22 protein-coding genes are annotated in these 20,766 nt (G+C 60.3%); 18 read left to right on the top strand and 4 right to left on the bottom strand.

Going from position 1 to position 20,766, the window contains the following annotated elements; genetic code table 11:
* The first annotated feature begins 246 nt into the window (after positions 1 to 246).
* A complete protein-coding gene (gene dsr1 / locus ABZ720_RS13380) occupies positions 247 to 4,068 on the top strand; it encodes an anti-phage defense-associated sirtuin Dsr1 (protein WP_366556032.1) in 3,822 nt (1,273 codons plus the stop codon).
* A gap of 279 nt (positions 4,069 to 4,347) precedes the next feature.
* On the opposite strand, the gene yczE is transcribed toward dsr1, so the two are convergent.
* Positions 4,348 to 4,965, bottom strand: coding sequence for a membrane protein YczE (gene yczE, locus ABZ720_RS13375; RefSeq protein WP_366556031.1), 618 nt, complete (start codon positions 4,963 to 4,965; stop codon positions 4,348 to 4,350).
* A 146-nt stretch (positions 4,966 to 5,111) separates the two neighbouring features.
* On the opposite strand from yczE, the gene ABZ720_RS13370 reads away from it, so the two are divergent.
* Positions 5,112 to 5,369 (top strand): type II toxin-antitoxin system Phd/YefM family antitoxin, encoded by a 258-nt coding sequence (locus ABZ720_RS13370; RefSeq protein ID WP_366556030.1) that lies wholly within the window; start codon positions 5,112 to 5,114, stop codon positions 5,367 to 5,369.
* A 2-nt stretch (positions 5,370 to 5,371) separates the two neighbouring features.
* Positions 5,372 to 5,776, top strand: coding sequence for a type II toxin-antitoxin system VapC family toxin (locus ABZ720_RS13365; RefSeq protein WP_366556029.1), 405 nt, complete (start codon positions 5,372 to 5,374; stop codon positions 5,774 to 5,776).
* A 48-nt stretch (positions 5,777 to 5,824) separates the two neighbouring features.
* On the opposite strand, the gene ABZ720_RS13360 is transcribed toward ABZ720_RS13365, so the two are convergent.
* Entirely contained in the window at positions 5,825 to 5,977 is a 153-nt protein-coding gene (locus ABZ720_RS13360) for a hypothetical protein (RefSeq protein ID WP_366556028.1), read from the bottom strand.
* Positions 5,978 to 6,183: 206 nt separating this feature from the next.
* Here ABZ720_RS13360 and ABZ720_RS13355 point away from each other — a divergent pair, with 206 nt between their 5' ends.
* Both ABZ720_RS13355 and ABZ720_RS13350 read left to right on the top strand, forming a co-directional pair.
* The gene (locus ABZ720_RS13355) at positions 6,184 to 6,657 is read left to right on the top strand and encodes a VOC family protein (protein WP_366556027.1); all 474 of its coding nucleotides are present in this window, start codon (positions 6,184 to 6,186) and stop codon (positions 6,655 to 6,657) included.
* A gap of 47 nt (positions 6,658 to 6,704) precedes the next feature.
* Positions 6,705 to 7,091 carry a VOC family protein gene (locus ABZ720_RS13350; protein ID WP_366556026.1) on the top strand — a complete coding sequence of 129 codons (387 nt, stop codon included), beginning with the start codon at positions 6,705 to 6,707 and terminating at the stop codon, positions 7,089 to 7,091.
* A 31-nt stretch (positions 7,092 to 7,122) separates the two neighbouring features.
* On the opposite strand, the gene ABZ720_RS13345 is transcribed toward ABZ720_RS13350, so the two are convergent.
* A complete protein-coding gene (locus tag ABZ720_RS13345; protein WP_366556025.1) occupies positions 7,123 to 7,587 on the bottom strand; it encodes a TspO/MBR family protein in 465 nt (154 codons plus the stop codon).
* An 81-nt stretch (positions 7,588 to 7,668) separates the two neighbouring features.
* On the opposite strand from ABZ720_RS13345, the gene ABZ720_RS13340 reads away from it, so the two are divergent.
* The 7 genes from ABZ720_RS13340 (at position 7,669) to ABZ720_RS13310 (ending at position 13,356) form a co-directional block, all read left to right on the top strand.
* Positions 7,669 to 8,061: a GFA family protein gene (locus ABZ720_RS13340; RefSeq protein WP_366556024.1), complete on the top strand. Its 393-nt coding sequence runs from the start codon at positions 7,669 to 7,671 to the stop codon at positions 8,059 to 8,061.
* Between the two features lie 82 nt (positions 8,062 to 8,143).
* Positions 8,144 to 8,992 (top strand): 4,5-DOPA-extradiol-dioxygenase, encoded by an 849-nt coding sequence (gene ygiD / locus ABZ720_RS13335; RefSeq protein WP_366556023.1) that lies wholly within the window; start codon positions 8,144 to 8,146, stop codon positions 8,990 to 8,992.
* A 235-nt stretch (positions 8,993 to 9,227) separates the two neighbouring features.
* Complete coding sequence (locus ABZ720_RS13330) at positions 9,228 to 9,374, top strand: hypothetical protein (protein ID WP_366556022.1); 147 nt, start codon at positions 9,228 to 9,230, stop codon at positions 9,372 to 9,374.
* Positions 9,375 to 9,516: 142 nt separating this feature from the next.
* On the top strand, positions 9,517 to 10,650 hold the full coding sequence (locus ABZ720_RS13325) for an aminomethyl transferase family protein (RefSeq protein ID WP_366556021.1): 1,134 nt from the start codon (positions 9,517 to 9,519) through the stop codon (positions 10,648 to 10,650).
* Between the two features lie 83 nt (positions 10,651 to 10,733).
* Positions 10,734 to 11,345: a dimethylamine monooxygenase subunit DmmA family protein gene (locus tag ABZ720_RS13320; RefSeq protein ID WP_366556020.1), complete on the top strand. Its 612-nt coding sequence runs from the start codon at positions 10,734 to 10,736 to the stop codon at positions 11,343 to 11,345.
* Positions 11,342 to 12,304, top strand: coding sequence for a PDR/VanB family oxidoreductase (locus ABZ720_RS13315; protein ID WP_366556019.1), 963 nt, complete (start codon positions 11,342 to 11,344; stop codon positions 12,302 to 12,304). Before ABZ720_RS13320 ends, ABZ720_RS13315 begins: the two co-directional genes overlap by 4 nt.
* 11 nt (positions 12,305 to 12,315) lie before the next feature.
* Entirely contained in the window at positions 12,316 to 13,356 is a 1,041-nt protein-coding gene (locus ABZ720_RS13310; protein WP_366556018.1) for a heme-dependent oxidative N-demethylase family protein, read from the top strand.
* Between the two features lie 184 nt (positions 13,357 to 13,540).
* Here the strand turns inward: ABZ720_RS13310 and ABZ720_RS13305 are convergent, their stop codons facing one another.
* Positions 13,541 to 13,708, bottom strand: a complete 168-nt coding sequence (locus tag ABZ720_RS13305) for a hypothetical protein (protein ID WP_366556017.1) — start codon at positions 13,706 to 13,708, stop codon at positions 13,541 to 13,543.
* A 408-nt stretch (positions 13,709 to 14,116) separates the two neighbouring features.
* Here ABZ720_RS13305 and ABZ720_RS13300 point away from each other — a divergent pair, with 408 nt between their 5' ends.
* The 6 genes from ABZ720_RS13300 to ABZ720_RS13275 all read left to right on the top strand — a co-directional run bounded on the left by ABZ720_RS13300 (position 14,117) and on the right by ABZ720_RS13275 (position 20,654).
* Positions 14,117 to 14,914, top strand: a complete 798-nt coding sequence (locus ABZ720_RS13300; RefSeq protein ID WP_366556016.1) for a MurR/RpiR family transcriptional regulator — start codon at positions 14,117 to 14,119, stop codon at positions 14,912 to 14,914.
* A 259-nt stretch (positions 14,915 to 15,173) separates the two neighbouring features.
* On the top strand, positions 15,174 to 16,223 hold the full coding sequence (locus ABZ720_RS13295; RefSeq protein WP_366556015.1) for an ABC transporter substrate-binding protein: 1,050 nt from the start codon (positions 15,174 to 15,176) through the stop codon (positions 16,221 to 16,223).
* Between the two features lie 140 nt (positions 16,224 to 16,363).
* Positions 16,364 to 17,467 (top strand): ABC transporter ATP-binding protein, encoded by a 1,104-nt coding sequence (locus ABZ720_RS13290; RefSeq protein ID WP_366556014.1) that lies wholly within the window; start codon positions 16,364 to 16,366, stop codon positions 17,465 to 17,467.
* A 14-nt stretch (positions 17,468 to 17,481) separates the two neighbouring features.
* Positions 17,482 to 18,366 carry an ABC transporter permease gene (locus tag ABZ720_RS13285; RefSeq protein ID WP_366556013.1) on the top strand — a complete coding sequence of 295 codons (885 nt, stop codon included), beginning with the start codon at positions 17,482 to 17,484 and terminating at the stop codon, positions 18,364 to 18,366.
* Positions 18,367 to 18,371: 5 nt separating this feature from the next.
* Positions 18,372 to 19,187 carry an ABC transporter permease gene (locus tag ABZ720_RS13280; RefSeq protein ID WP_366556012.1) on the top strand — a complete coding sequence of 272 codons (816 nt, stop codon included), beginning with the start codon at positions 18,372 to 18,374 and terminating at the stop codon, positions 19,185 to 19,187.
* Between the two features lie 129 nt (positions 19,188 to 19,316).
* Positions 19,317 to 20,654, top strand: a complete 1,338-nt coding sequence (locus ABZ720_RS13275) for an NAD(P)/FAD-dependent oxidoreductase (protein WP_366556011.1) — start codon at positions 19,317 to 19,319, stop codon at positions 20,652 to 20,654.
* Positions 20,655 to 20,766 lie beyond the last annotated feature (112 nt).

The raw sequence follows: 20,766 nt of genomic DNA, 5'->3' as shown, positions 1-20,766 counted from the left end.
AGCCGAAACAGCAATGTTATTGTAGTTATTATTGATATCGATCTTGATCGTTTTCAGGAACTTTTGAGCGTAAATTCATTGCACTTTGGCCGCACACCGCTTCGGTTCGAGGTTGTCGCCGTTGTGGACACGGATAACTAGCGTGCGCCAAGCATTGGCGCCGTGATAGAGCTATAAGGTATTCGTAGGGTCGGATATTGTTGCTCATAGACGATGGGGGACTAAGCGAGTTCCAGGGGAGGGGGAGTGCAGTTCAAAACCAACGGCCCGGACATTCCAGACGGCTTGTTGCAGGCGCATGAAGAGGGGCGCCTAGTATTTTTCTGCGGTGCTGGGATTTCCTATCCTGCCGGTCTTCCAGGCTACAAGGGATTAGTGGAGGAGATCTATAGGCTAAACGGAACCACTTTCTTTGAGAGCGAGCTACAAGCATTTGAGAGTGAGCGATATGACGCGACCTTGGATCTGCTGGAACGGCGTCTTCCCGGGCAGCGTCTTGATGTGCGTCGAGCGCTGACCCAGGTTCTGAAGCCAAAGCTGCGCCGCAAGGGTGCCACCGATACACATGCTGCGTTGCTGAGACTTGGGCGTAACCGTGCTGGCGCACTTAGGCTGGTGACTACTAACTTTGACCGCCTCTTTCACGTCGCAGCCAAGCGTACACGGCAAAGGTTCCACGGGTATGCCGCGCCGATGCTGCCTATCCCAAAAGACAGCCGCTGGGATGGATTAGTATATCTACATGGGCTGATGCCTCGAAGTGGTGACCAGATAGCATTGCATCGGTTGGTAGTTACTAGTGGTGATTTCGGTCTGGCCTACCTTACCGAACGATGGGCAGCCCGTTTCGTAAGCGAGTTGTTTCGCAACTACGCAGTGTGCTTCGTCGGTTACAGCATCAATGACCCTGTTCTGCGCTACATGATGGATGCGTTGGCAGCAGATCGTATGTTAGGCGAAGTAACATCGCAGTTTTGGGCACTAGGCGGCTGCGAACCGGGTGAGGAAGCGCGCGAGATCAATGAATGGAAGGCGAAGGGCGTCACGCCAATTCTGTACTCTGTGGCTGCCGGTACGAATGACCATTCGGCGCTGCACAAGACATTGCAAGCCTGGGCAGATACCTACCGTGATGGTGTAACGGGCAAGGAGCGCATAGTCGTGGCACATGCCCTCGCTCGGCCGTCGGCCAGCACCCAGCAGGATGATTTCGTGGGACGGATGCTGTGGGCCTTGTCGGATTGGACCGGGCTGCCGGCCAAGCGTTTCGCAGAGTTCAATCCGGTGCCTTCACTGGAGTGGCTGCTCGATGCATTCACGTTCGAACGATACGGGCACGCTGATCTTGCCCGTTTCGGGGTGCCTTCGTGCGACCAGGTTGACGAAAAGCTCCGCTTCAGCCTCATCCACCGCCCGACCCCATACCCCCTTGCACCGCCGATGCAACTGATCATTGCTGGCAACTCCCACTCGCAGTGGGACAATGTCATGTTTCAACTCGGGCGCTGGCTTATGCGGCATCTGAATGACCCACGCCTCGTGAGCTGGATAGCGGACCACGGTGGCCAACTTCATGTGCGGTGGGCCTTTTTGATTGAGCAACGGCTCGCCGAACTGGCTCAGCTTGAGCGTAACGGAATGACGGCCGAGTTGGCCGACATCCGTGCCAGTGCGCCAAATGCAGTCCCCGAACCCCTAATGCGAACCCTGTGGCGTTTGCTCCTAAGTGGGCGAGTAAAGTCGCTTTTGCATGACGTTGACCTTTTCTCGTGGAAGAGCCGGCTGCAGCACGAAGGTTTGAGTGCGACAATGCGATTGGAGCTGCGCGAACTGCTGTCGCCCAAGGTGCGCTTGCGCAAGCCGTTCCGATGGGAATACGAGCCCGAGAACACTGCCGAACCCACCCGCGTAAGGCATCGAGTGGACTGGGAACTAGTGCTGGCGGCCGATCATGTGTACTCGGCCTTGCGTGATTTGTTCGATGCGCAGTGGCAACCAGAGTTGCCAGCGTTGCTGGAGGACATTCAGCAGTTGCTGCGAGATGCGTTGGATCTGTTGCAAGAACTGGGTGAGGCTGATGAGCGTAATGACCCATCGCACTGGGATCTGCCCTCGATCCGCCAACACTGGCAGAACCGGCGACTCCGCGATTGGGTGTTCTTGATCGAACTCCTACGGGATGCTTGGCTGGCAATGCGACGTGTTGATGGCATCGGAGCATCGCGAGTTGCGGCAGCCTGGTTTAAATTGCCCTATCCCACGTTCAAGCGCCTCGGTCTTTTCGCCGCCAGTGAAGGGGGGATTACTCCAAAGAATTGGGTAGACTGGCTACTGAAAGATGACTGCAGTTGGTTGTGGGCGACCAATTTGCATCGGGAGCTAATGCGCTTGTTGGCGCTGCAAGGTCGGCGCTTGCCTAGGAAGGCACAGTTTCGTCTTGAACAAGCTATCCTTCAGGGTCCGCCGCGTGAGCAATACCGGGATGATCTGGAACCGGAGGAGTGGCGGAGCATCAGAGATCGCAGCATCTGGTTGAGATTGGCCAAACTTCATGCTTCCGGCTTGGTCCTGGGTAAGGAAGCGGCCGAGCGCTTCGAGGCGCTATCGGTTGCCTATCCGGGTCTCGTCTTCGAACCGCATGAGCGAGAGGAATTTCTGGTTTGGATGACAGGTACGGGGGATCCGGATTTTATAGAGAACCAGGTGGTCGACATCGCCCCGCGAAGGCGGCACGACCTCGCGCAATGGCTTGTCGAGCGACAGCCCGACCGAAGTCCGCTCTACGAGGACACTTGGCCCGACGTCTGTCGAACCCGATTCTTTCATAGCCTATGCGCTCTCTGTGATCTGGCGCGTCGCGGCAAGTGGCCCACGGAACGCTGGGGGGTGGCACTGCAGGTCTGGAGCGAGGATGGCACGGTAGCTCGCTCTTGGCGGTTTGGCGCGCCACTGGTGGATGGTATGCCAGAAACGGTGGTGCAAGAGCTTGCGCATGCTGTAACGAGATGGTTGGAAGTTGCATCCAAGTCGATCGACCGGCACGAGACGATCCTACTGCACATATGCGAGCGTGTTCTGAATTTGCCGCTGGACGATGATGTCGGAATCAGAGATGGGGATGGTCGCCGAATTGAACAGCCCGTCATGGAGGCGATCAACCATCCGGTCGGTCGCGTTACCGAGGCACTAATTAACCTCTGGTTCAAGCGAGAGCCTAACGACGGCGAGGGGCTGCCTGCAGACATTGGCCAGTTTTTTACGCAACTGTGCGACGTAAGGGTTCGTCGGTTCCGTCACGGTCGGGTCTTGTTGGCGTCTCAACTGATTGCGCTATTCCGCGTCGACCGCGTGTGGACCGAGCGTAACCTGCTGCCACGGTTCAATTGGACAACCGACCGGGACGAAGCCAAGGCCGCTTGGGAAGGCTTCCTTCAGTCTCCGCGCTTGTATCAGCCTTTGTTGGAGGCGTTCAAACCCCACTTTTTGGAATGTGCAAATCGCTACATTGATCTAGGCGAGCATCGCCACCAGTTTGCAGCGTTCTTAACCTACGCAGCGCTGGGACCGATTGAGGGGTACAGTGTAGATGATCTCCGCCGCGCGATAGCGGCACTCCCACAAGAAGGTCTAGAGGAAGCTTCTCAAGCCCTCTACCAGGCCATCGAGGGTGCTGCCGATCAACGTGAGGAATTTTGGGTGAACCGAGTTCAGCCGTTTTGGCAGGAGGTTTGGCCTAAAGATCGTGAACGTGTAAGCCCGCGGCTTGCAGAGTCTTTAGCGCGTCTGGCGATCAGCGCCAGAGGTGAGTTCCCAGCGGCCCTTGCTGCAGTGCGAGAATGGTTGAAACCGATTGAGCACCCCCACTTCGTGTTACATATGCTGCTCGAATCTGGGCTATGTACGCGGTTCCCTCTTGATGTCGTTGCACTGCTGGATGCCGTGATCTCTGACCAAATTTGGCGACCTCATGAATTGGGTGCTTGTTTAGGCGAAGTTATACAAGCGGCGCCAAATCTTAAGAGGGATGTAGTTTACATAAAACTCCAGGAATATTCCTGCCAGCGCTAAAGTATGATGTCTGGGGGTGCGCGAATTGGAGAAATCTAGACCGGAAGCCCTGATCAAGGCCTTCCCGCGGCGATTGGATGCCCCGCTATAGCCATATTCGCAGGCTCCCCGGACAGCGCTGGACAAAATTGGCGCTGGCCATCATCACCTTTCTGCCGGTGACCGTTCGGAACGGTGCGCCATGTCTTCGAGCGTTTCCTGAGGCGCTGCAGGCAGACCTTTGCGAGGAGTTAGTGATTCTGTGCCGCGCCTATCTGGTGACATGGTGCGCCCCTCCAGCTACCTGACGGCCCCCGCCTGACTGCCCGCCTCCGGCTCGCGCACCATCGCCTGAAACACCGGCAGCGCCACATGGACGATCGGGCCGATGCCCAGGGCGAAGAGCAGGGTGCCGAAACCCACCGCGCCGCCCAGCAACCAGCCGAGCGCCAGCACTAAGACCTCGATGCCCGTGCGCGTCCGCCGGATCGACCAGCCGGTGCGCGCGGCCAGGCCCGTCATCAGGCCGTCACGCGGGCCGGGGCCCAGGCCGGCGCCGATGTACATGCCGCTGGCGATGCCGTTGAGCACCACCCCGGCGATCAGCATCGCGCCTTGCGAGACCAGCTCCTCCGGCTGCGGCAGGATTGCCAGCGAGGCGTCTGCCGCGAGGCCGACGAGCAGCACGTTGCTGATCGTGCCCAGGCCGGGCCGCTGGCGCAGCGGAATCCAGAGCAGCATCAGCAGCGCGCCCACGCCGATGATCACCGTGCCGAAGCTGAACGGCAGGTGCTGGGCCAGCCCCTGGTGCAGCACGTTCCAGGGATCGAGCCCCAGTTTGCCGCGCACCATCATGGCCGAGGAAAAGCCGAAGAGCAGCAGGCCGGCATAGAGCAGGACGAGGCGACGGAGCAGCATGAGAGGGCGATCAGCAGGAGGGGCGCAAAGGGTGAGGCGCCAGCTTAGGCACAGAGCGGCGGCGATTGCACGCGGGGCGGGCGCGGGATTGACAACGGTCGCTGGCATGACCACTTATCTGACTAGTCGGTTTCCACGGAGGCCCCATGAAGAGCTGGCCGGTTCAGGATGCGAAGGCACGCTTCAGCGAGTTGCTGGATAGCTGCCTGAAGGACGGGCCGCAGATCGTCACCCGGCGGGGTGCCGAGGCGGCCGTTCTGGTTCCGATGCAGGACTGGGAGCGGCTGCAGGGCGCGGCTAAGCCGACGCTGAAGGAGCTGCTGCTCTCGGGCGCGGCGCGCGCCGACCTCGAACTGCCCAGGCGTGGCCGCCTCCGCCGGCGTGAGCCGCGCGAAGGCCTCTAGCGATGTATCTCCTCGACACCAACATCGTCTCCGAGCTGCGGCGCCCGCGCCCGCATGGTGCGGTGGTCGCCTGGCTTGAAGGCACGCGCGACGAACAGCTTCACCTTTCGGCCGTCACGATCGGGGAGATTCAGGCTGGCATCGAGATCACGCGTGAGCAGGACAGCGCCAAGGCCGAGGAGCTTGAAGCCTGGCTGAAACTGGTCGCAGCCACCTACAACGTGCTCGACATGGACGCGCGCGCCTTCCGCGTCTGGGCAAGGCTGATGCACCGCAAGTCCGACGAACTCATCGAAGATGCGTTGATCGCTGCGACTGCGGCTGTTCACGGCCTGACCGTCGTTACAGGCAACACCCGCGATTTCGAGACGCTGAACGTCGCCACCTTCAACCCCTTCGTCACTTAGGGCACGCTACGACGATTGATCAGTATTTCACTGCCCACGCGCCGGAATTCAGGCCGTCATCTCTTCCCGCTTCAGGCGCAGCGCGCGCAGGCGGGCAGTCTTACTTTGCTCCGTGCGGCGCTCGATCTCAATGAATTCTCGTGCAATGCGATCGGTGCGCGCGAGGCGGCTTTCTTTTTTCTCCGGTTCTTGGGTGGACATGATGGGCATCTCCATTCTGGATTACACATATACAATGTAGATATGGGTGTTTTTTGTACTATTGCAAGTCGGTAACCTGTGCCGGTCGCAACCGGGGCTTTTCGGCCTCCGGCCTTTCTCGGTCGTTCGTGGCGGCCTGCACAGGATTCTGGCATCATGGTGGTACGAATTATCTGCCGCCAATAGAGAAGCGAAAGGAACAGCCGATGGCAAAGAACAGGATCTGCCTCTGGTACGACAAGGAGGCCGAGGCCGCCGCCCACTTCTATGCCAAGACCTTTCCCGACAGCGCGGTGACGGCCGTGCATCATGCGCCGACGGACTATCCGGGTGGCAAGGCGGGTGATGTCATCACGGTTGAGTTCACGGTGGCCGGGATTCCCTGCCTCGGCCTCAACGGCGGGACCGCGTTCCAGCACAGCGAAGCCTTCTCGTTTCAGATCGCCACCGAGGACCAGGCGGAGACCGACCGCTACTGGAACGCCATTGTCGGCAACGGCGGGCAGGAGAGCGCCTGCGGCTGGTGCAAGGACCGCTGGGGGATTTCCTGGCAGATCACGCCGCGCATCCTGATGGAGGCGCTGGCGGCGGGCGGCGCGGAAGCCCAACGCGCCTTTGAGGCCATGCTCCCCATGAAGAAGATCGACGTCGCTGCGATCGAGGCGGCCCGGCGCGGCTGACGAGGCCGGACCGCGCGAACCGGAATGGAGAACAGGGAGCAGCGTCAATGATTGGCTATACCATGGTTGGCACGAAGGACCTGGAGCGCGCCCTTGCTTTCTACGATCCAATCTTCGCGGAGCTGGGGTACGAGAGGTGCTGGCGCGACGAGCACTGCGCCTCCTGGGGGCGGGAGGACGACGAAAGCCAGCCGCGCTTCTTCACCGGCTATCCCTTCGATGGGCGGGAGGCCTCGGTGGGCAACGGGGCGATGACGGCCTTTCTGGTCACGAGCCCCGAGCGGATCGATCGCCTGTATGACCTGGCGCTGGAGAATGGCGGCTCCGATGAGGGCAAGCCGGGCCTGCGGCCGCAATACGGCGAAGGCTTCTACGCCGCCTACCTGCGCGATCCCGACGGCAACAAGCTGGCCTTCGTCTGCTATTCCGCTTGAGGCCGGGAGCGTGGAGAGTGCAGGCGCCGCCTCAGTTCAGGCGCCAGATCGCGCCGTTCAGCAGCGTGGCGAAGGCCACCCAGGCGGCGTAGGGCAGGAAGAGGAGGGCGGCGGGCCTGTCTTGGCGCCAGGCGGCGGCGATGAAGGCGATGATCGTGAGCAGGAGCAGCACGACGACCACAAGCGCGAGATCGACACGATGGGCGGCGAAGAAGAGGGGCGACCAGAGGAAGTTCAACGCGAGCTGCGCCCACCAGAGCGTCATCGGCAGTCCGCGGTGCCCCTGTCGCCAGAGGCGCCAGCCGGCAATCGCGATCAGGATGTAGAGCAGGGTCCAGGCCGGGCCGAAGACCCAGCCCGGCGGATTGAAGCTGGGCTTGTTCAGCGCCGCGTACCAGGCATCGGGGGCCGTCACCATGCCGATGAGAAGGCCGCCGCCAAGCACCAGGACCAGGAAGGGGAGCAGGCCGAGCAGGCTTCCGGAGCGTGTTTTCATCGACCCATTGTCGGTGCATGCTCTCGGCAAGGGAAGGGGCGAATGCGATAGCTCGTGGGCGCAAGCGGAAGGGAGGCCGGCATGGAGCGTTTCAGCGGCGGTTGCCTCTGCGGCAAGGTTCGGATCATGGCGACGGGCGCCCCCTATCGGGTCGGTCTCTGTCACTGTCTCGACTGCCGCAAGCACCATGGGGCGTTGTTTCACGCCTCGGCCGTCTTTCCGCACGACGCGGTGACCGTCGCGGGGGAGACCGGCGACTATGGCGGCCGCTTCTTCTGCCTGCGCTGCGGCTCGTCGCTTTTCTCGCGTAGCGGCGACGAGATCGAGGTGAACCTTGGTGCCCTCGACGCGCCGGACCAGTTGCAACCGTCCTACGAACTCTGGACCGAGCGCCGCGAGGCCTGGCTGCCGCCTTTTCCGCTCGCGCGGCGCTACGCCCGCGACCGCGAAAGCTCGGGTCGCACCGAGGGGTAGGGCCGATCGATGCCAGCGCGTCGCGCCCTCCTCTGCTAGGCTTGTCCCGGGACGATTGTCCGGTCCTTGCAGGAGATGACCCATGCCCGACCTGATGCCCGCACTTTTCATCGGACACGGCAATCCGATGAACACCCTGGAGGACAACGGCTACACCCGGGCCTGGCGCCGGCTGGGGCAACGCCTGCCGCGGCCGCGGGCGCTGCTGGTGGTCTCGGCGCACTGGTTCATCGGCGCGACGGCGGTCACCGCCATGGCGCGGCCACGCACGATCCATGACTTCTATGGCTTTCCCGAAGATCTCTTCGCCTTCGACTACCCTGCGCCCGGCTTGCCGGAGCTGGCGGGGGAGGTGGCCGAGGTGGCTAAGCCCATCTGGGTCGGCGCCGACCGCGACCAGTGGGGCCTGGATCACGGCACCTGGAGTGTGCTGGCCCACTTCTATCCCGCGGCCGACGTTCCGGTGGTGCAGCTCTCCATCAACGCCCTGAAACCGATGGAGTACCACCTGGAGCTCGGCGCGAAGCTGGCCGCCCTGCGCGCCCGCGGGGTGATGATCCTTTCCAGCGGTAACGTCGTGCATAACCTGCGCCGGATCCAGTGGGACAAGCCGGAGGCCGGCACCGACTGGGCACAGCGTTTCGACGAGGCCGCAGTGCAGCAGATGGTCGAGGCGCCCGGCGACATTCTCAAGCTGCTCGAGCACCCCGACTACGACCTGGCGGTGCCGACGCCCGACCACTTCATCCCGCTGCTCTATACGGCTGGTCTCGCCGCAGACAAGGATGCCAAGGCGCTGGTGCGCGGCTACGCCCTGGGGTCACTCTCCATGACCTGCTACGGCATCGGCATGGAAGAGGTGGCCTGCACGGAAGGCGAGGGTGCAGCCGCGCTGCCCGAGAACGTGCCGCCGGAACAGACCAACATGTGAGGCCGATGCGCCCGGTGAGGGGGCACTTCCAGGCCCCCGGCGCGGAAGCGCCCGTCACGAGGGTTCAGGTCACCGGGTCGGCGAAGGGCTCGTCGGGTTCGCAGACGTAGAAGAGCGCCATGCGGGTGGGCTCGCTGCCCCGGTTCCGGCCGGTCATGCTGACGCCCGCCGGCTCGACGAAGACCTCGCCGGCGGCGATATCTGCGGGACTTGGGTCGCTGCGGAAGAGAGCCTCGTGCAGGTCGTGGCGCCCGTGGCGACGCTGATCCGCAGCTGGTACCTGCTGACCCCGGCCGACCTGCGCCCTATCCCGAGGATCGCGGCCTTCGTCGACTGCGTACTTGAGGACGTCCCGGCCCTGAAGGCGGCGCTGGTCGGATAGCGCGATGCGCTGCCGGTCGTTTCAACCGCAGCAGATTCGAGCCGAAGCTGTGACTACCAGGAAAGTTTGTTAATTCCAGGGATTGATTCTCGGTGTAATCTGACCCAATCTCCTGCCCCAGAGCAATAGCAGGGAGCAGACCATGGCCATTACCTGGAGATTTTCGGCGCTTGCGGATCGGCATCGCGCTCTGGGGTCCAACCTCGAAGACTGGGGAGGTATGGGCACCGCCTGGACCTACGACAAGGATCAGACGGAGGAGTATATGGCGATCCGCACCAAGGCGGGCGTCATGGATGTCTCCGGGTTGAAGAAGGTGCACATCAACGGCCCCCACGCCAGCCAGGTGATCGATCGCGCCACCACGCGCAACGTGGAGAAGATCCAGCCCGGCCGTTCGGCCTACGCTGCCATGCTCGACGATCGCGGCAAGTTCATCGATGACTGCGTCATCTATCGTATGGGCCCGAACAGCTGGATGGTGGTGCACGGCACCGGCCAGGGCCACGAGCAGCTCACCATGGCCTCCAGCGGGCGCGACGTCTCGGTGCGCTTCGACGACAACCTGCACGATATCTCCCTGCAGGGACCGTTGGCCGTCGACTATCTGGAAAAGCACGTCGAGGGCATCCGCAAGCTGCGCTACTTCAGCCACATGCACACCACCCTCTTCGGCTTCCCGGTGACGATCTCGCGCACCGGCTACACCGGCGAGCGCGGCTACGAGATCTTCTGCCGTGGCCAGGATGCGGTGGCCATCTGGGACCGGATTGTCGAGGAAGGCGCGGAGATGGGCATCATCCCGACCCGCTTCACCACGCTCGATCTGTTGCGCGCGGAGAGCTACCTGCTGTTCTATCCCTACGACAACTCCGAGACCTACCCCTTCGACGATGAGCCGGGCGGCGACACCCTTTGGGAGCTGGGGCTCGACTTCACCGTGTCGCCGGGCAAGACCGGTTTCCGGGGCGCCGATGAGCACTACCGCCTCAAGGGCAAGGAGCGCTTCAAGATCTTCGGCGTGAAGCTGGAGGGTACGGAGCCGGCCGAGGAGGGCGCACCGCTCTTGAAGGACGGCAAGCAGGTGGGTGTCGTCACCATCGGCATGTACTCCCCGCTCAACAAGCACAACGTCGGGATCGCGCGCATGCCCGTGGATTGTGCGGTACAGGGCACGCCCCTCACCGTGAAGAACGCCACCGGTGAGATCTCCTGCATCGCGCATCCTCTGCCGTTCCACGACCCCGAGAAGAAGCGCCGCACGGTCAAGGACTGACCCGGCGAGGGGCGCAGACCACGGGTCTGCGCCCCTTTCTGTTTCTTCTCCAAGGCAGCATTGAAAAAGGAGGCGCCCGACGCATGTCGCACTCCCCCATCCAGCCCACCATTATCAGTCGGCCGGTCTATGGTGTGCTCGAGGCCCGGTCCGGGGCCCAGCATCTCTTCGTGGCCGACGCGGAAGGCGGCGAGGCCATCCTGGACATGGCGCGCACGGCCCCCGCGGGTTTCTTCGACAAGGCCCATATCATCTTCATCCCCAAAGCGACCGGCCAGTCCCTGGTCGCCAGGCTCGAGAGCTTGAAGCCGGCACAGTTGCACATCGCGCCCTCCTACTCGGCTGTCGTGCCGCGGTTGCAGCGGGTGCTGTCCAGCGCCCACATGGGCCTGCAGGTCTACCTCAGCGGCACCGAGGGCCTCATGGGCCAGGCCATGCTGGAGGCCACCAACCAGGGGATTCCCCACACCGCCATCCAGACCGAGCACCGCGGCTCGCTCTGCCGCCGCGTGCAGTGCGTGCACTGCAAGGGGATCACGGAAGACGTCACCATGGACCCCTTCCAGTGCGCGCACTGCGGGCTCCATCTCTTCGTGCGGGATCACTACTCGCGCCGTATGGCGGCCTTTCAGGGCGTGTGCGTCGATGCGGAGAATCCGGGCGATATCCCCGAGCCAGTGGAGCGTTTCCCATGAGTGGAGGTGCCAATTTCCAGGTGACCGTTTCCGAGGTCACGCCCGTCAACGACCTGATCACGCGCTTCAGTTTCGTGCGCAGTGACGGCGGCGAACTGCCGCGCTTTTCCGGTGGGGCGCACACCGTTGTCGAGATGCACGATGAGGGCAAGCGTCGGCTCAATCCCTACTCCCTGATGAGTGATCCAGCGGACACGCGCTCCTACAGCATTTCCGTGCGCCGCGACGACGCCGGCCGCGGCGGGTCGCTCTTCATGCACCGCCAGGTTAAACCGGGCATGGAAATGACCATCAGCGCGCCGGTGAACCTCTTCGCGCTGGATCTGCGGGCGCGCAAGCACCTGATGATCGCGGGCGGCATCGGCATCACGCCCTTCATGGCCCAGATCCGGCAGCTTTCGATGATGGGCGGCCGCTTCGAGCTGCACTACGCCGCGCGCTCACCGGACCTTGCCGCCTATGCGGACACGCTGCTTTCGGGCCATCCGGGGCGGGTGCGGACCTATTTCGACGAGCAGGGACAGAAGATCGATCTCGAAGCGCTGCTCGACGGGCAGCCCCTGGGCACGCACCTCTACGTCTGCGGTCCCAAGGGCCTCATGAACTGGGTCCTGGCGACGGCCACGCAGCTCGGCTGGCCGCGCGAGGCGGTGCATTCGGAAGAGTTCCTGGCGCCGCCGTCGGGCAAGCCCTTTGAGGTGAGGCTGGCGGCCTCGGACAAGAGTGTCACCGTGGACGAGCATCAGTCCCTGCTCGAAGCCATCGAGGAAGCGGGCGTCGATGCACCCTATCTCTGCCGCGGCGGGGCTTGCGGGCAGTGCGAAACCCGGGTGCTCGAGCACGAGGGGACGCTCATACATAACGATCACTGGCTGACCGAGGAGCAGCGGGCCAGCGGGGAGCGGATCATGCCCTGTGTCTCCCGCTTCGAGGGCAAGACCCTCGTTCTCGATCGCTGAGGGAGGATGCGATGACGATTGTTTTCAAGGAAGAGAGCTTCCGCGACGACTTCACCTATTCCAACTCGGACTGGGCGATTCAGCGCTTTCCCTTCCCCTTCGATAAAGACAGCTACATGTACTCGGTCAACATGGAGCGCCACGTCCCCGTGCAGTCGGGAAGCGTTTTCGAGGCAGCCTTCGACGTGGACGAGCACTACGTCTCGGAAATGCGCGATCGCGCGCTCGTGCTGGCGGAAGATCCGCTGCGCTGTCAGTCCCTGCCGCACATGACCCTGGCGGGCTGGGATGTCCTGGAGCTCATCATGACCTCCAAGGCAGCCGACTATCCCGAGCATTTCGAGCTGCACCGGGACGGCGACACCTGGCGCTGGATCAACCGGCCGCTGGGCATCGACCAGACCTTCACCTTCCTGGACGAGACCACGCTGCCCTACGGGCCGCTGGAGTACATCACCCGCCAGGCCCAGGGCGACTTTGTGGTGCTCGATCAGCGAGACGAGAACCTCTGGATGGACGCCGGGATGGTCACCACCCAGGCCGACTGGAGCCTGGATTTCGACATCGGGATGAACTTCTTCGAGTGGCATGCCCCGGTGCCGAAGGCCCACGAGATGGGCATCTTTCAGCGGGCGCTGCAGTACCTGCTGAGCATCCGCCAGGGCGAGCCGGCGCGTCGGCTGAACTGGACCATGACGGTCAACCCGCTGCTGGACACCAGTCCGGAGAACTATCACAAGTGGGGCGTCATGCGCGGCGAGCTGACCCCGGAAAACATCGGCCAGAAGTTGCACCTCCGGGTCGAGCTCCAGACCTTCTACCGTCTGCCGCGCTCGAACGGCCTGCTCTTCCCGATTCGCTGCTATCTGATCAGTCTGGACGACCTGGTGACCGTTCCCAAGTGGGGCCGCCGGCTGCACCGGGTGATCCGGGACCTGCCGGACGAACTGGCGAGCTACAAGGGCTTCATCGACAACCGTCCGCTCATTCTCGAATACCTCTCGAAGTACGACGACGGCGCGCCGACCTCACCCGGGATATTTCCCGACTGAGAAGCCGCCCAAGGGGTGCGCGGGAGCGGTGTTGCTCCCGTTACCCGCTGGCGATGACCTCGTCCCAGGAGCAGGGGGCCCAGGAGCAGGGGGCCCAGGAGCAGGGGGCCCAGGTGCAGGGCAGGCTCTGGCGGCCTTCGGCCATGGCTTCGGCCTCGGAGCGCTGGCTGCGCGAGAGGTTGGTTCAGAGTACGTCGGCCGTTTGGCCGGCCTCGGTCTCCCCAGCCTCGGCGCGGCGCAGCCAGGCGTAGGACACAGGCAGGTTCGTGCTGCTTCCGGCCAGGCGTTGCGCCACGCGGCGCAGCACCCGCACACCGGAGACCACGTCGCCCGCATAGATTTCGCCCAGCATGTGGGCCGCCGGGGCATTGTCCTGCGCCGCTGCCTTGCAAAGCCAGGCAACCGACTCGGGCGTATCCGTACAACACTGAATCTGGGACCACCGGCATCACGCTGTCGGAGGGTTGCGCAGGCAATGCCTTGATCCGGAGGGATGCCTCCAGAATGAAATTAAGCGGAAGCCTGCCTCTGGCCCTACCTACTCGGATACTCTTATGCGGCATGAAGGCGCCTCGACAAATGAGTTGCCCGGCGCAGCATGTGCCTTTACGGTTTGCACAGAGCCAACAAGATGCAAATGGGAAAGGCATAAGTGGCCGAGCAGGGAAGTCACCATAGGGTTCCACAAAGCGTGGAGGACCTGAACGCGCTAGGGCAGTCAGCGCAGCAGGAGAACATTCCTCGACTGGGGCGCCGGGCCATGGCCGCACTCATCTGGATGCTTGAGAACCCGCATCGTGCGGCAGTGTGCAGTATAACGGAGATCGCTGACGAAGCCGGTGTTGATCCCTCTACCTTGACCCGGCTGGGCAAGCGCCTCGGCCTCTCCGGTTTCACCGATCTGCAGGAAGTGTTCCGCAAGCAAATTTCCCAACTGGGACTGTTCTACAGCAATCATGCCAAGGGGATTATGGACCGTCGGTCGTCAGGCCGAGCCAATCGCTTCCAGCAGCTCGCCCATGAGGAAGTGGAGCGGCTTCTGGCGACTGCCAGTGGGACTGATGACGCGAGCATCGAGAAAGCTTCCGAACTGATCTGCAAGGCGAACAATGTTTATGTGATCGGTGTGCGGGCAACCTATTCTGTTGCCTATTTCTTTGGCGCCTTCGCAAGTTTTCTCAGGCCTCGGGTGGCCATGCTGGGTATTTCTGGCGGTGCGATTGCCGAAGAGCTGGCACAGGTTTCCCGCGATGATGTGTTCGTTGTCGTCTCTTTTCGCCCTTACACCAAGGTTGCAGTTCAAGCCTGCGCGGCCATGGCGAAACGCGAAGTCCCGATCGTTGCCATTACCGATGCTTCGTCGCCCTTGGCAGGCGAAGGGGAAAGCCGCGTGACCCTGCGGACGCAAGGCCCCTTCTACTTCAACTCAGCGGTGTCGAGCTTTCTGCTGGTCGAACTTCTGCTGTCTTCAGTTGCCGAAATGCTGGGTCCACGGGCGATCGCGCATATGCACGAGGTCGAAGCCCTCCTTGCGGAAACATCGATCGAAACGGATTAAACCACAATGATGGAAGCCATGGGGGTAGGGGCATGCCTCGCGATGCAAGAACGAGACGCGAGATGAGGGGCTCGCCCTTGCCCGTGACGAAAACTGGATCCAACGGGTTTTGCGACGCACTGGCGGAGTTCGCCTCGGTCCGTATGCCCCAATTATTGCTCCCGTTGGGACGCCTCCAGGGCGCACGCAACCGGGCAACACGGCAGGCTAAGCCTGCATCACTCTAAGCAACAAAGCTCAACAAGGAGGAACGAAACTGATGAATAGAAGAACAGCATTACTTTCCTGCGCAGTGGCGGCACTGGTCGCAACAACCGGCAGTGTGAGCGCAGAAGAGCCGGAGAAGCCTGATTTTATCGTCGTCAACGCCTCGGGCGGTGCCATGAACGAGATTATGCGGCCGGCATACTTTGAGCCTTTCGAGGAAGCAACCGGAATACGCGTTGTTGATACCAGTCCCGTGGACTTCGGCAAGCTGCGTGCGATGGTAGAGTCCAACAACGTTGAGTGGACTGTTACCGAACTGGGTGGCCAGGATGGGTTGCGCGCGGCGGAGATGGGGCTGCTGGAGCCGATCGACGAGAGCATAGTTGATTTGTCGGACTTCCCGGAAGAAGTGCGCAACACCTATACCTTCACTTCTTCCGTCTACTCTACAGTCGTGGGTTACAGCACTGAAACCTTCCCTGATGGTAGCCATCCGCAAAGCTGGAGTGAGTTCTGGGATGTAGAAAACTTCCCGGGTCCACGTTCAATGCGCAACCATCCGGTGGACAATCTTGAGTTCGCCCTGCTGGCGGATGGTGTCGAGTCCGATGAGCTCTATCCCCTCGATATGGATCGCGCATTCGCCAAGCTTGACGAAATCAAACCTCATGTGACCGTTTGGTGGACCACGGGCGCCCAGCCCGCACAGCTCCTTCTTGACGGAGAAGTGGTCCTCGCCACGGGGTGGAACGGCCGCTTCTACGATCTGGTTCGTCAGGATGCACCGATCGGCATCGAGTGGGCCGGCGGCTCGATCAAGCAAGGCACGTTCGGGATCCCGAAAGGGGCCAAGGATAGCTACTGGGGGCAAAAGTTCCTCCAGGTCATGGCAGAGCCCCAGAATCAGGCCGTTTATGCGAATGGCATGGGGTATCCCGGCTTGAACCTCAAGTCGATCGACTATGTTGATCCGGAAGTGGCGCCTTATCTCCCCACCCACGCAGACAACCTGGACAAGCAGTTCTGGCTGAGCGTTGAATGGTGGACAGAGCATGGCGCCGAAGCCAGTGAGCGCTGGAACCGTTGGATGCTGTCCAACTAAGAGGCGCAAGCAGTCAGCACTTCAGTGATGTACCGCCTTTCCCCGGCCTTCGCATGAAGGCCGGGGGCCCATTGAGTTTAGAACGAGTTCATCACGCATTCTTGTCTGACCAAATGCGATCCGCTCTAAGGGAGTAAAGTATGAAAGCTCGGGCCAACACGACTGCCGTGAGCTTGGATCTTGTCAATGTATCCAAGTATTACGATTCGTTCCGTGCCTTGAACGATGTGTCGCTCAATGTGCAGTCGGGCGAACTCTTGACGATCTTGGGTCCGAGCGGGTCGGGCAAGACAACGCTGCTGAAGGTGGTTGCGGGATTTGAGATTCCGGAGGAAGGGACAGTGCTGGTCGGTGACCAGGAGATGACCACCTTGGCGCCGGGAAAGCGCAATATCGGCATGGTTTTTCAGAACTATGCGCTCTTCCCACACATGAAGGTCAACCAGAATGTGGCCTTTCCCTTGGAAATGCGTCGCTATCCGAAGCAGGAAATACGCGAAAAAGTGGAATGGGCGCTGCGGACTGTCGAACTGGCGCAGTATGGCGAAAGGCTGCCTTCTCAGCTTTCCGGCGGGCAGCAGCAACGCGTAGCGCTGGCACGCGCCATTGTGTTCAATCCGAGCATTCTTCTGCTTGATGAACCCTTTGGTGCGTTGGATCGCAAACTCCGTGAATCCATGCAGCTCGAGGTTAAGCACCTTCAGCGCAAGCTGGGATTAACCACTCTGTTCATCACGCACGATCAGGAGGAGGCCTTGGTCCTTTCCGACAGGATTGCGGTGATGAACGAGGGCCAGATTGAACAGTTGGCAGCACCTCTGAACATTTACGAACATCCCTCCAATCCCTTTGTCGCTGAATTCATCGGGGAATCGAATCTGTTCTACGGCACCCTGAAGGAGAAGCGAGGTGCGCAAAGCGTCATTGAGGTTTCCGGGGGGCTCACTTTCGTTAGCAGCAATGCCACCAACCTGGAACCGGGCGCGAAAGTTGGCGTGATGATACGGCCTGAACGTCTGCGTTTTGACGATACCTCTGCGGCAAATCGTGAAAACAGTCTTCGCGGTGAGGTGAAAGAAGTTATCTATCTTGGTACTTCCTTCAAGTATCGTGTCCAGGTTTCCGATGACACCGAGATTCTGGTCAGGGTGAACTCGGGATCTCAATCAGTGCTTCCTGGGGTAGGGGATCGCTTTTCGGCGGCAGCGCAGCCCGTGGACGTGCATTTGATCGAAGTCGATTAAGGGGAGAGGTTACTATGACCACCGTGCCCGCTCCTCATACAATTGATCCGAAGCACAATAGGGCCGCCGCAGCACGGCGTCGACGCCAGTTCCACTTGGCCCTACTGGGATTACCCGCCGTCATACTGTTGCTTGGGTTATTTGTTTTTCCGGTATTCCGACTGGGTATTCTGAGTCTGGAAGGTGGCAACCTGATCCAGTATCAGAAAGTCGTTTTCGATAGCTTGTATATGCGAATACTGTGGGACACGTTGCGTATATCAGCTATTGTTACAATAATATCTCTAATAATGAGTTATCCTGTTGCCTATTTCATGGCAACAACCAGTCGTTTCTGGGTAATTGTCGGTTTCACCTTCGTCATGCTGCCCTTCTGGACCAGTATCCTTGTTCGAACCTATGCATGGATGGTGATCCTGGGGCGCAACGGGGTGTTCAACAAAACCCTCTTGGACCTTGGGCTGATTGAGCAGCCCATCGCATTTCTGCACAACGAGTTGGGTGTGCTGATTGGCATGGTTCATGTGCTGATGCCCTTCATGCTTTTGCCCATATACAGCGCGATGCGCCAAGTTGATCGAAGCCTGGTTCAGGCAGCGCAGGGGCTCGGTGCGCCGGCCTGGAAGATCATGGCTCGAGTGTATCTGCCTCTTACGGTGCATGGCGTGGTGGCCGGCAGCCTGTTGGTCTTCGTCCTATCCATCGGGTTCTTCATCACCCCGGCCCTGCTCGGTGGCGGGCGTGTCCTCATGATTTCCATGATCATCGAACAGCAAGTCCGCGAGTTCGTGAACTGGCCCTTCGCCAGCGCTCTTGCATTCGTCCTGCTGGCAGCAACGCTCATCATCTACGTTGGCGTGCAGCGGTTGACTGGCGGCCACTCAGCGGTGAGGAGGTAGATAATATGGCCAGACGGACACAGAAGCGCTCAGCTGCGCGGCTGACGTTGGTGGTGTTCTCCGCCTTGGTGTTCTGCTTCCTGATGCTGCCGCTGATCATCGTTTTCCCGATCTCCATGAGCGCAGACCCCTATCTGCGCTTTCCACCATCGGGATTTTCTTGGCAGTGGTTCGATCGCTTTTTCAGTGACCCCACCTGGACTGGGGCTGCCGTCCGCAGTCTCCAGGTCGCGGCGGCCACTACGATCTTGACGCTTCTGATTGGTGTTCCGCTCAGCTTCAGCCTGGTTCGCGGTAACTACATTGGGCGCGCTGTTATTGATCGGATGGTTGCTGCGCCCATTATCGTTCCCACGATCATCATCTCGATCGCAGTCTACGGATTGTTCGCGCAGATGCAGATGATCGGGACCTGGTATGGATTAACGCTCGCTCACGCGCTGCTGGCCTTGCCATTCGTTGTCATCATCGTCAGTGCCGGACTGAAATCCTTCGACGAAAGTCTTGAAGACGCTGCGGTGGGGCTTGGCGCGAGCAAGTTCATCGCAATCTGGCGAGTGACGCTACCGCAGATCAGGCCCAGTATACTTTCTGCAGCGTTTCTGGCGTTCATTACGTCTTTCGATGAACTGATCATATCGATGTTCCTATCCGGTTCAAATTTTACGCTTCCCAAGAAAATGTTCGACAACATACGGATGGAAATAGACCCAACGGTCGCTGCCGTATCGGTGATTCAGATTATTGTTGTTACGACAGTTCTTCTCATATGGGCAGTGACACAACGACAAATCATAAAACATGACCAGGGGAAAAGGTGAATCGCTATCGTAGAAGAACTATTCGCGATTCGTACTTTTGAAAAGTGGCGGGTTTGCCATAGACCCTGAACTGGTGCCGCCAAAACGTACATAGAACAACGATACCGAAAGCTCGAGGAGCGAAGAGTTATGACTGCTGGTCAAAGCGTGTTTCATTCCGATTTTCAGGAAAAGCCCTATTGGTGGGAACTTGCTGAACCCACAGCCGGCGAACTGGTTGATCTGCCCAAACGTACCACGGTTGCAATCGTCGGCAGCGGTTATGCCGGACTTTCCGCCGGTTTGGAGTTGGCGCGCAATGGCACGGATGTGACGGTCATTGAAGCAAATGAGTTTGGGTCCGGTGCCAGCACACGTAACGGCGGAGCAGTCAGTGGCGGTATCTCACTGGGCAAAGGTCTTACGGGATCCGGAAGGCGCAAAGTCAATGAAGAGCGTACTAATCTGATAACATCGATGCTGGGCGATGGCTTCGCTTCTTTCGAGATGATTGAAACCATCATTGAGCGCGAGAAAATTGATTGCAGTTATCAGCGCTCTGGCCGCTTCGTGGGAGCATTCGCGCCCAAGCACTATGAGAGCATGGCGAAGCGCGTGGAACAGCTGAACGAACATGCTGATGCCGGCGCCAGAATGCTGACAAGGGACGCCCAGCGAGAAGAGATTGCCAGCGATTACTACCACGGTGGTATGCTGCTCGAACGCTCTGGCAAACTGCATCCCGCCCTTTATCACAAAGGACTTTTGGAGGCTGCCCGCCGCGCGGGCGTTCGTCTCTGCTCGCGGGCGCAAGCGGGGATCATCGAGGGCCAGGCGGGCAATTTTACGCTTAAGACAAGTCGGGGCGATATCAAAGCCGAGCAGATTATTATTGCAACGAACGGTTACACGGGGAATCTCACGCCGCAGTTGAAGCGGCGCCTTATGCCAGTTGCGAGCCATATCATCGCGACCGAGGAACTCCCTGAAGATTTGGCAAAAAGCTTGATGCCAAATGGGCGAACGATTGCCGATACGCCGCGAATTCTTTGCTACTATCGTATGTCGCCGGATGGGAAACGCGTCATTTTTGGTGGACGGGCAAAATTCACGCAGGTAAGCCCGCGTGTTAGTGCGCCGATACTGCACTCATTTATGACCGATCGTTTTCCTCAGCTTAAAGGGATCAAGGTCACGCATGCCTGGACCGGCAACGTAGCTTTTGCGTTCGATTTTCTCCCGCATATGGGTCAGGAGGAAGGCAAACACTACTGCTTGGCTTGCAATGGCAGCGGTGTGGCGATGATGACCTATCTGGGATACCAGACTGCCCGTAAAATTCTTGGCGGCAGCAATCAAAAGCAATGCGCTTTCGACGGTAGAGATTTCCCGACCGTCCCGTTTTATTCTGGAAAACCGTGGTTTCTGCCGATTGTCGGGAATTACTATCGATTCCGCGACAAGGTAGATCGCATGTTGATGAATTGATCCCGAGCGCAATCTAGAGTATCCGTGTTGATCAAGAAGGAAAGTTGACCCATGGACGCTGATCTCTGAGGAGGGCGTTTGCGAGGATCACGAGCTTGCGCATGATGGCTGT

Source organism: Aquibaculum sediminis (assembly GCF_040712085.1).
Taxonomy (GTDB): Bacteria; Pseudomonadota; Alphaproteobacteria; order Kiloniellales; family DSM-21159; genus Aquibaculum; species Aquibaculum sediminis.
The sequence above is the reverse complement of the archived record's forward strand: the minus strand, read 5'-3'. Positions and strand labels throughout refer to the sequence as shown.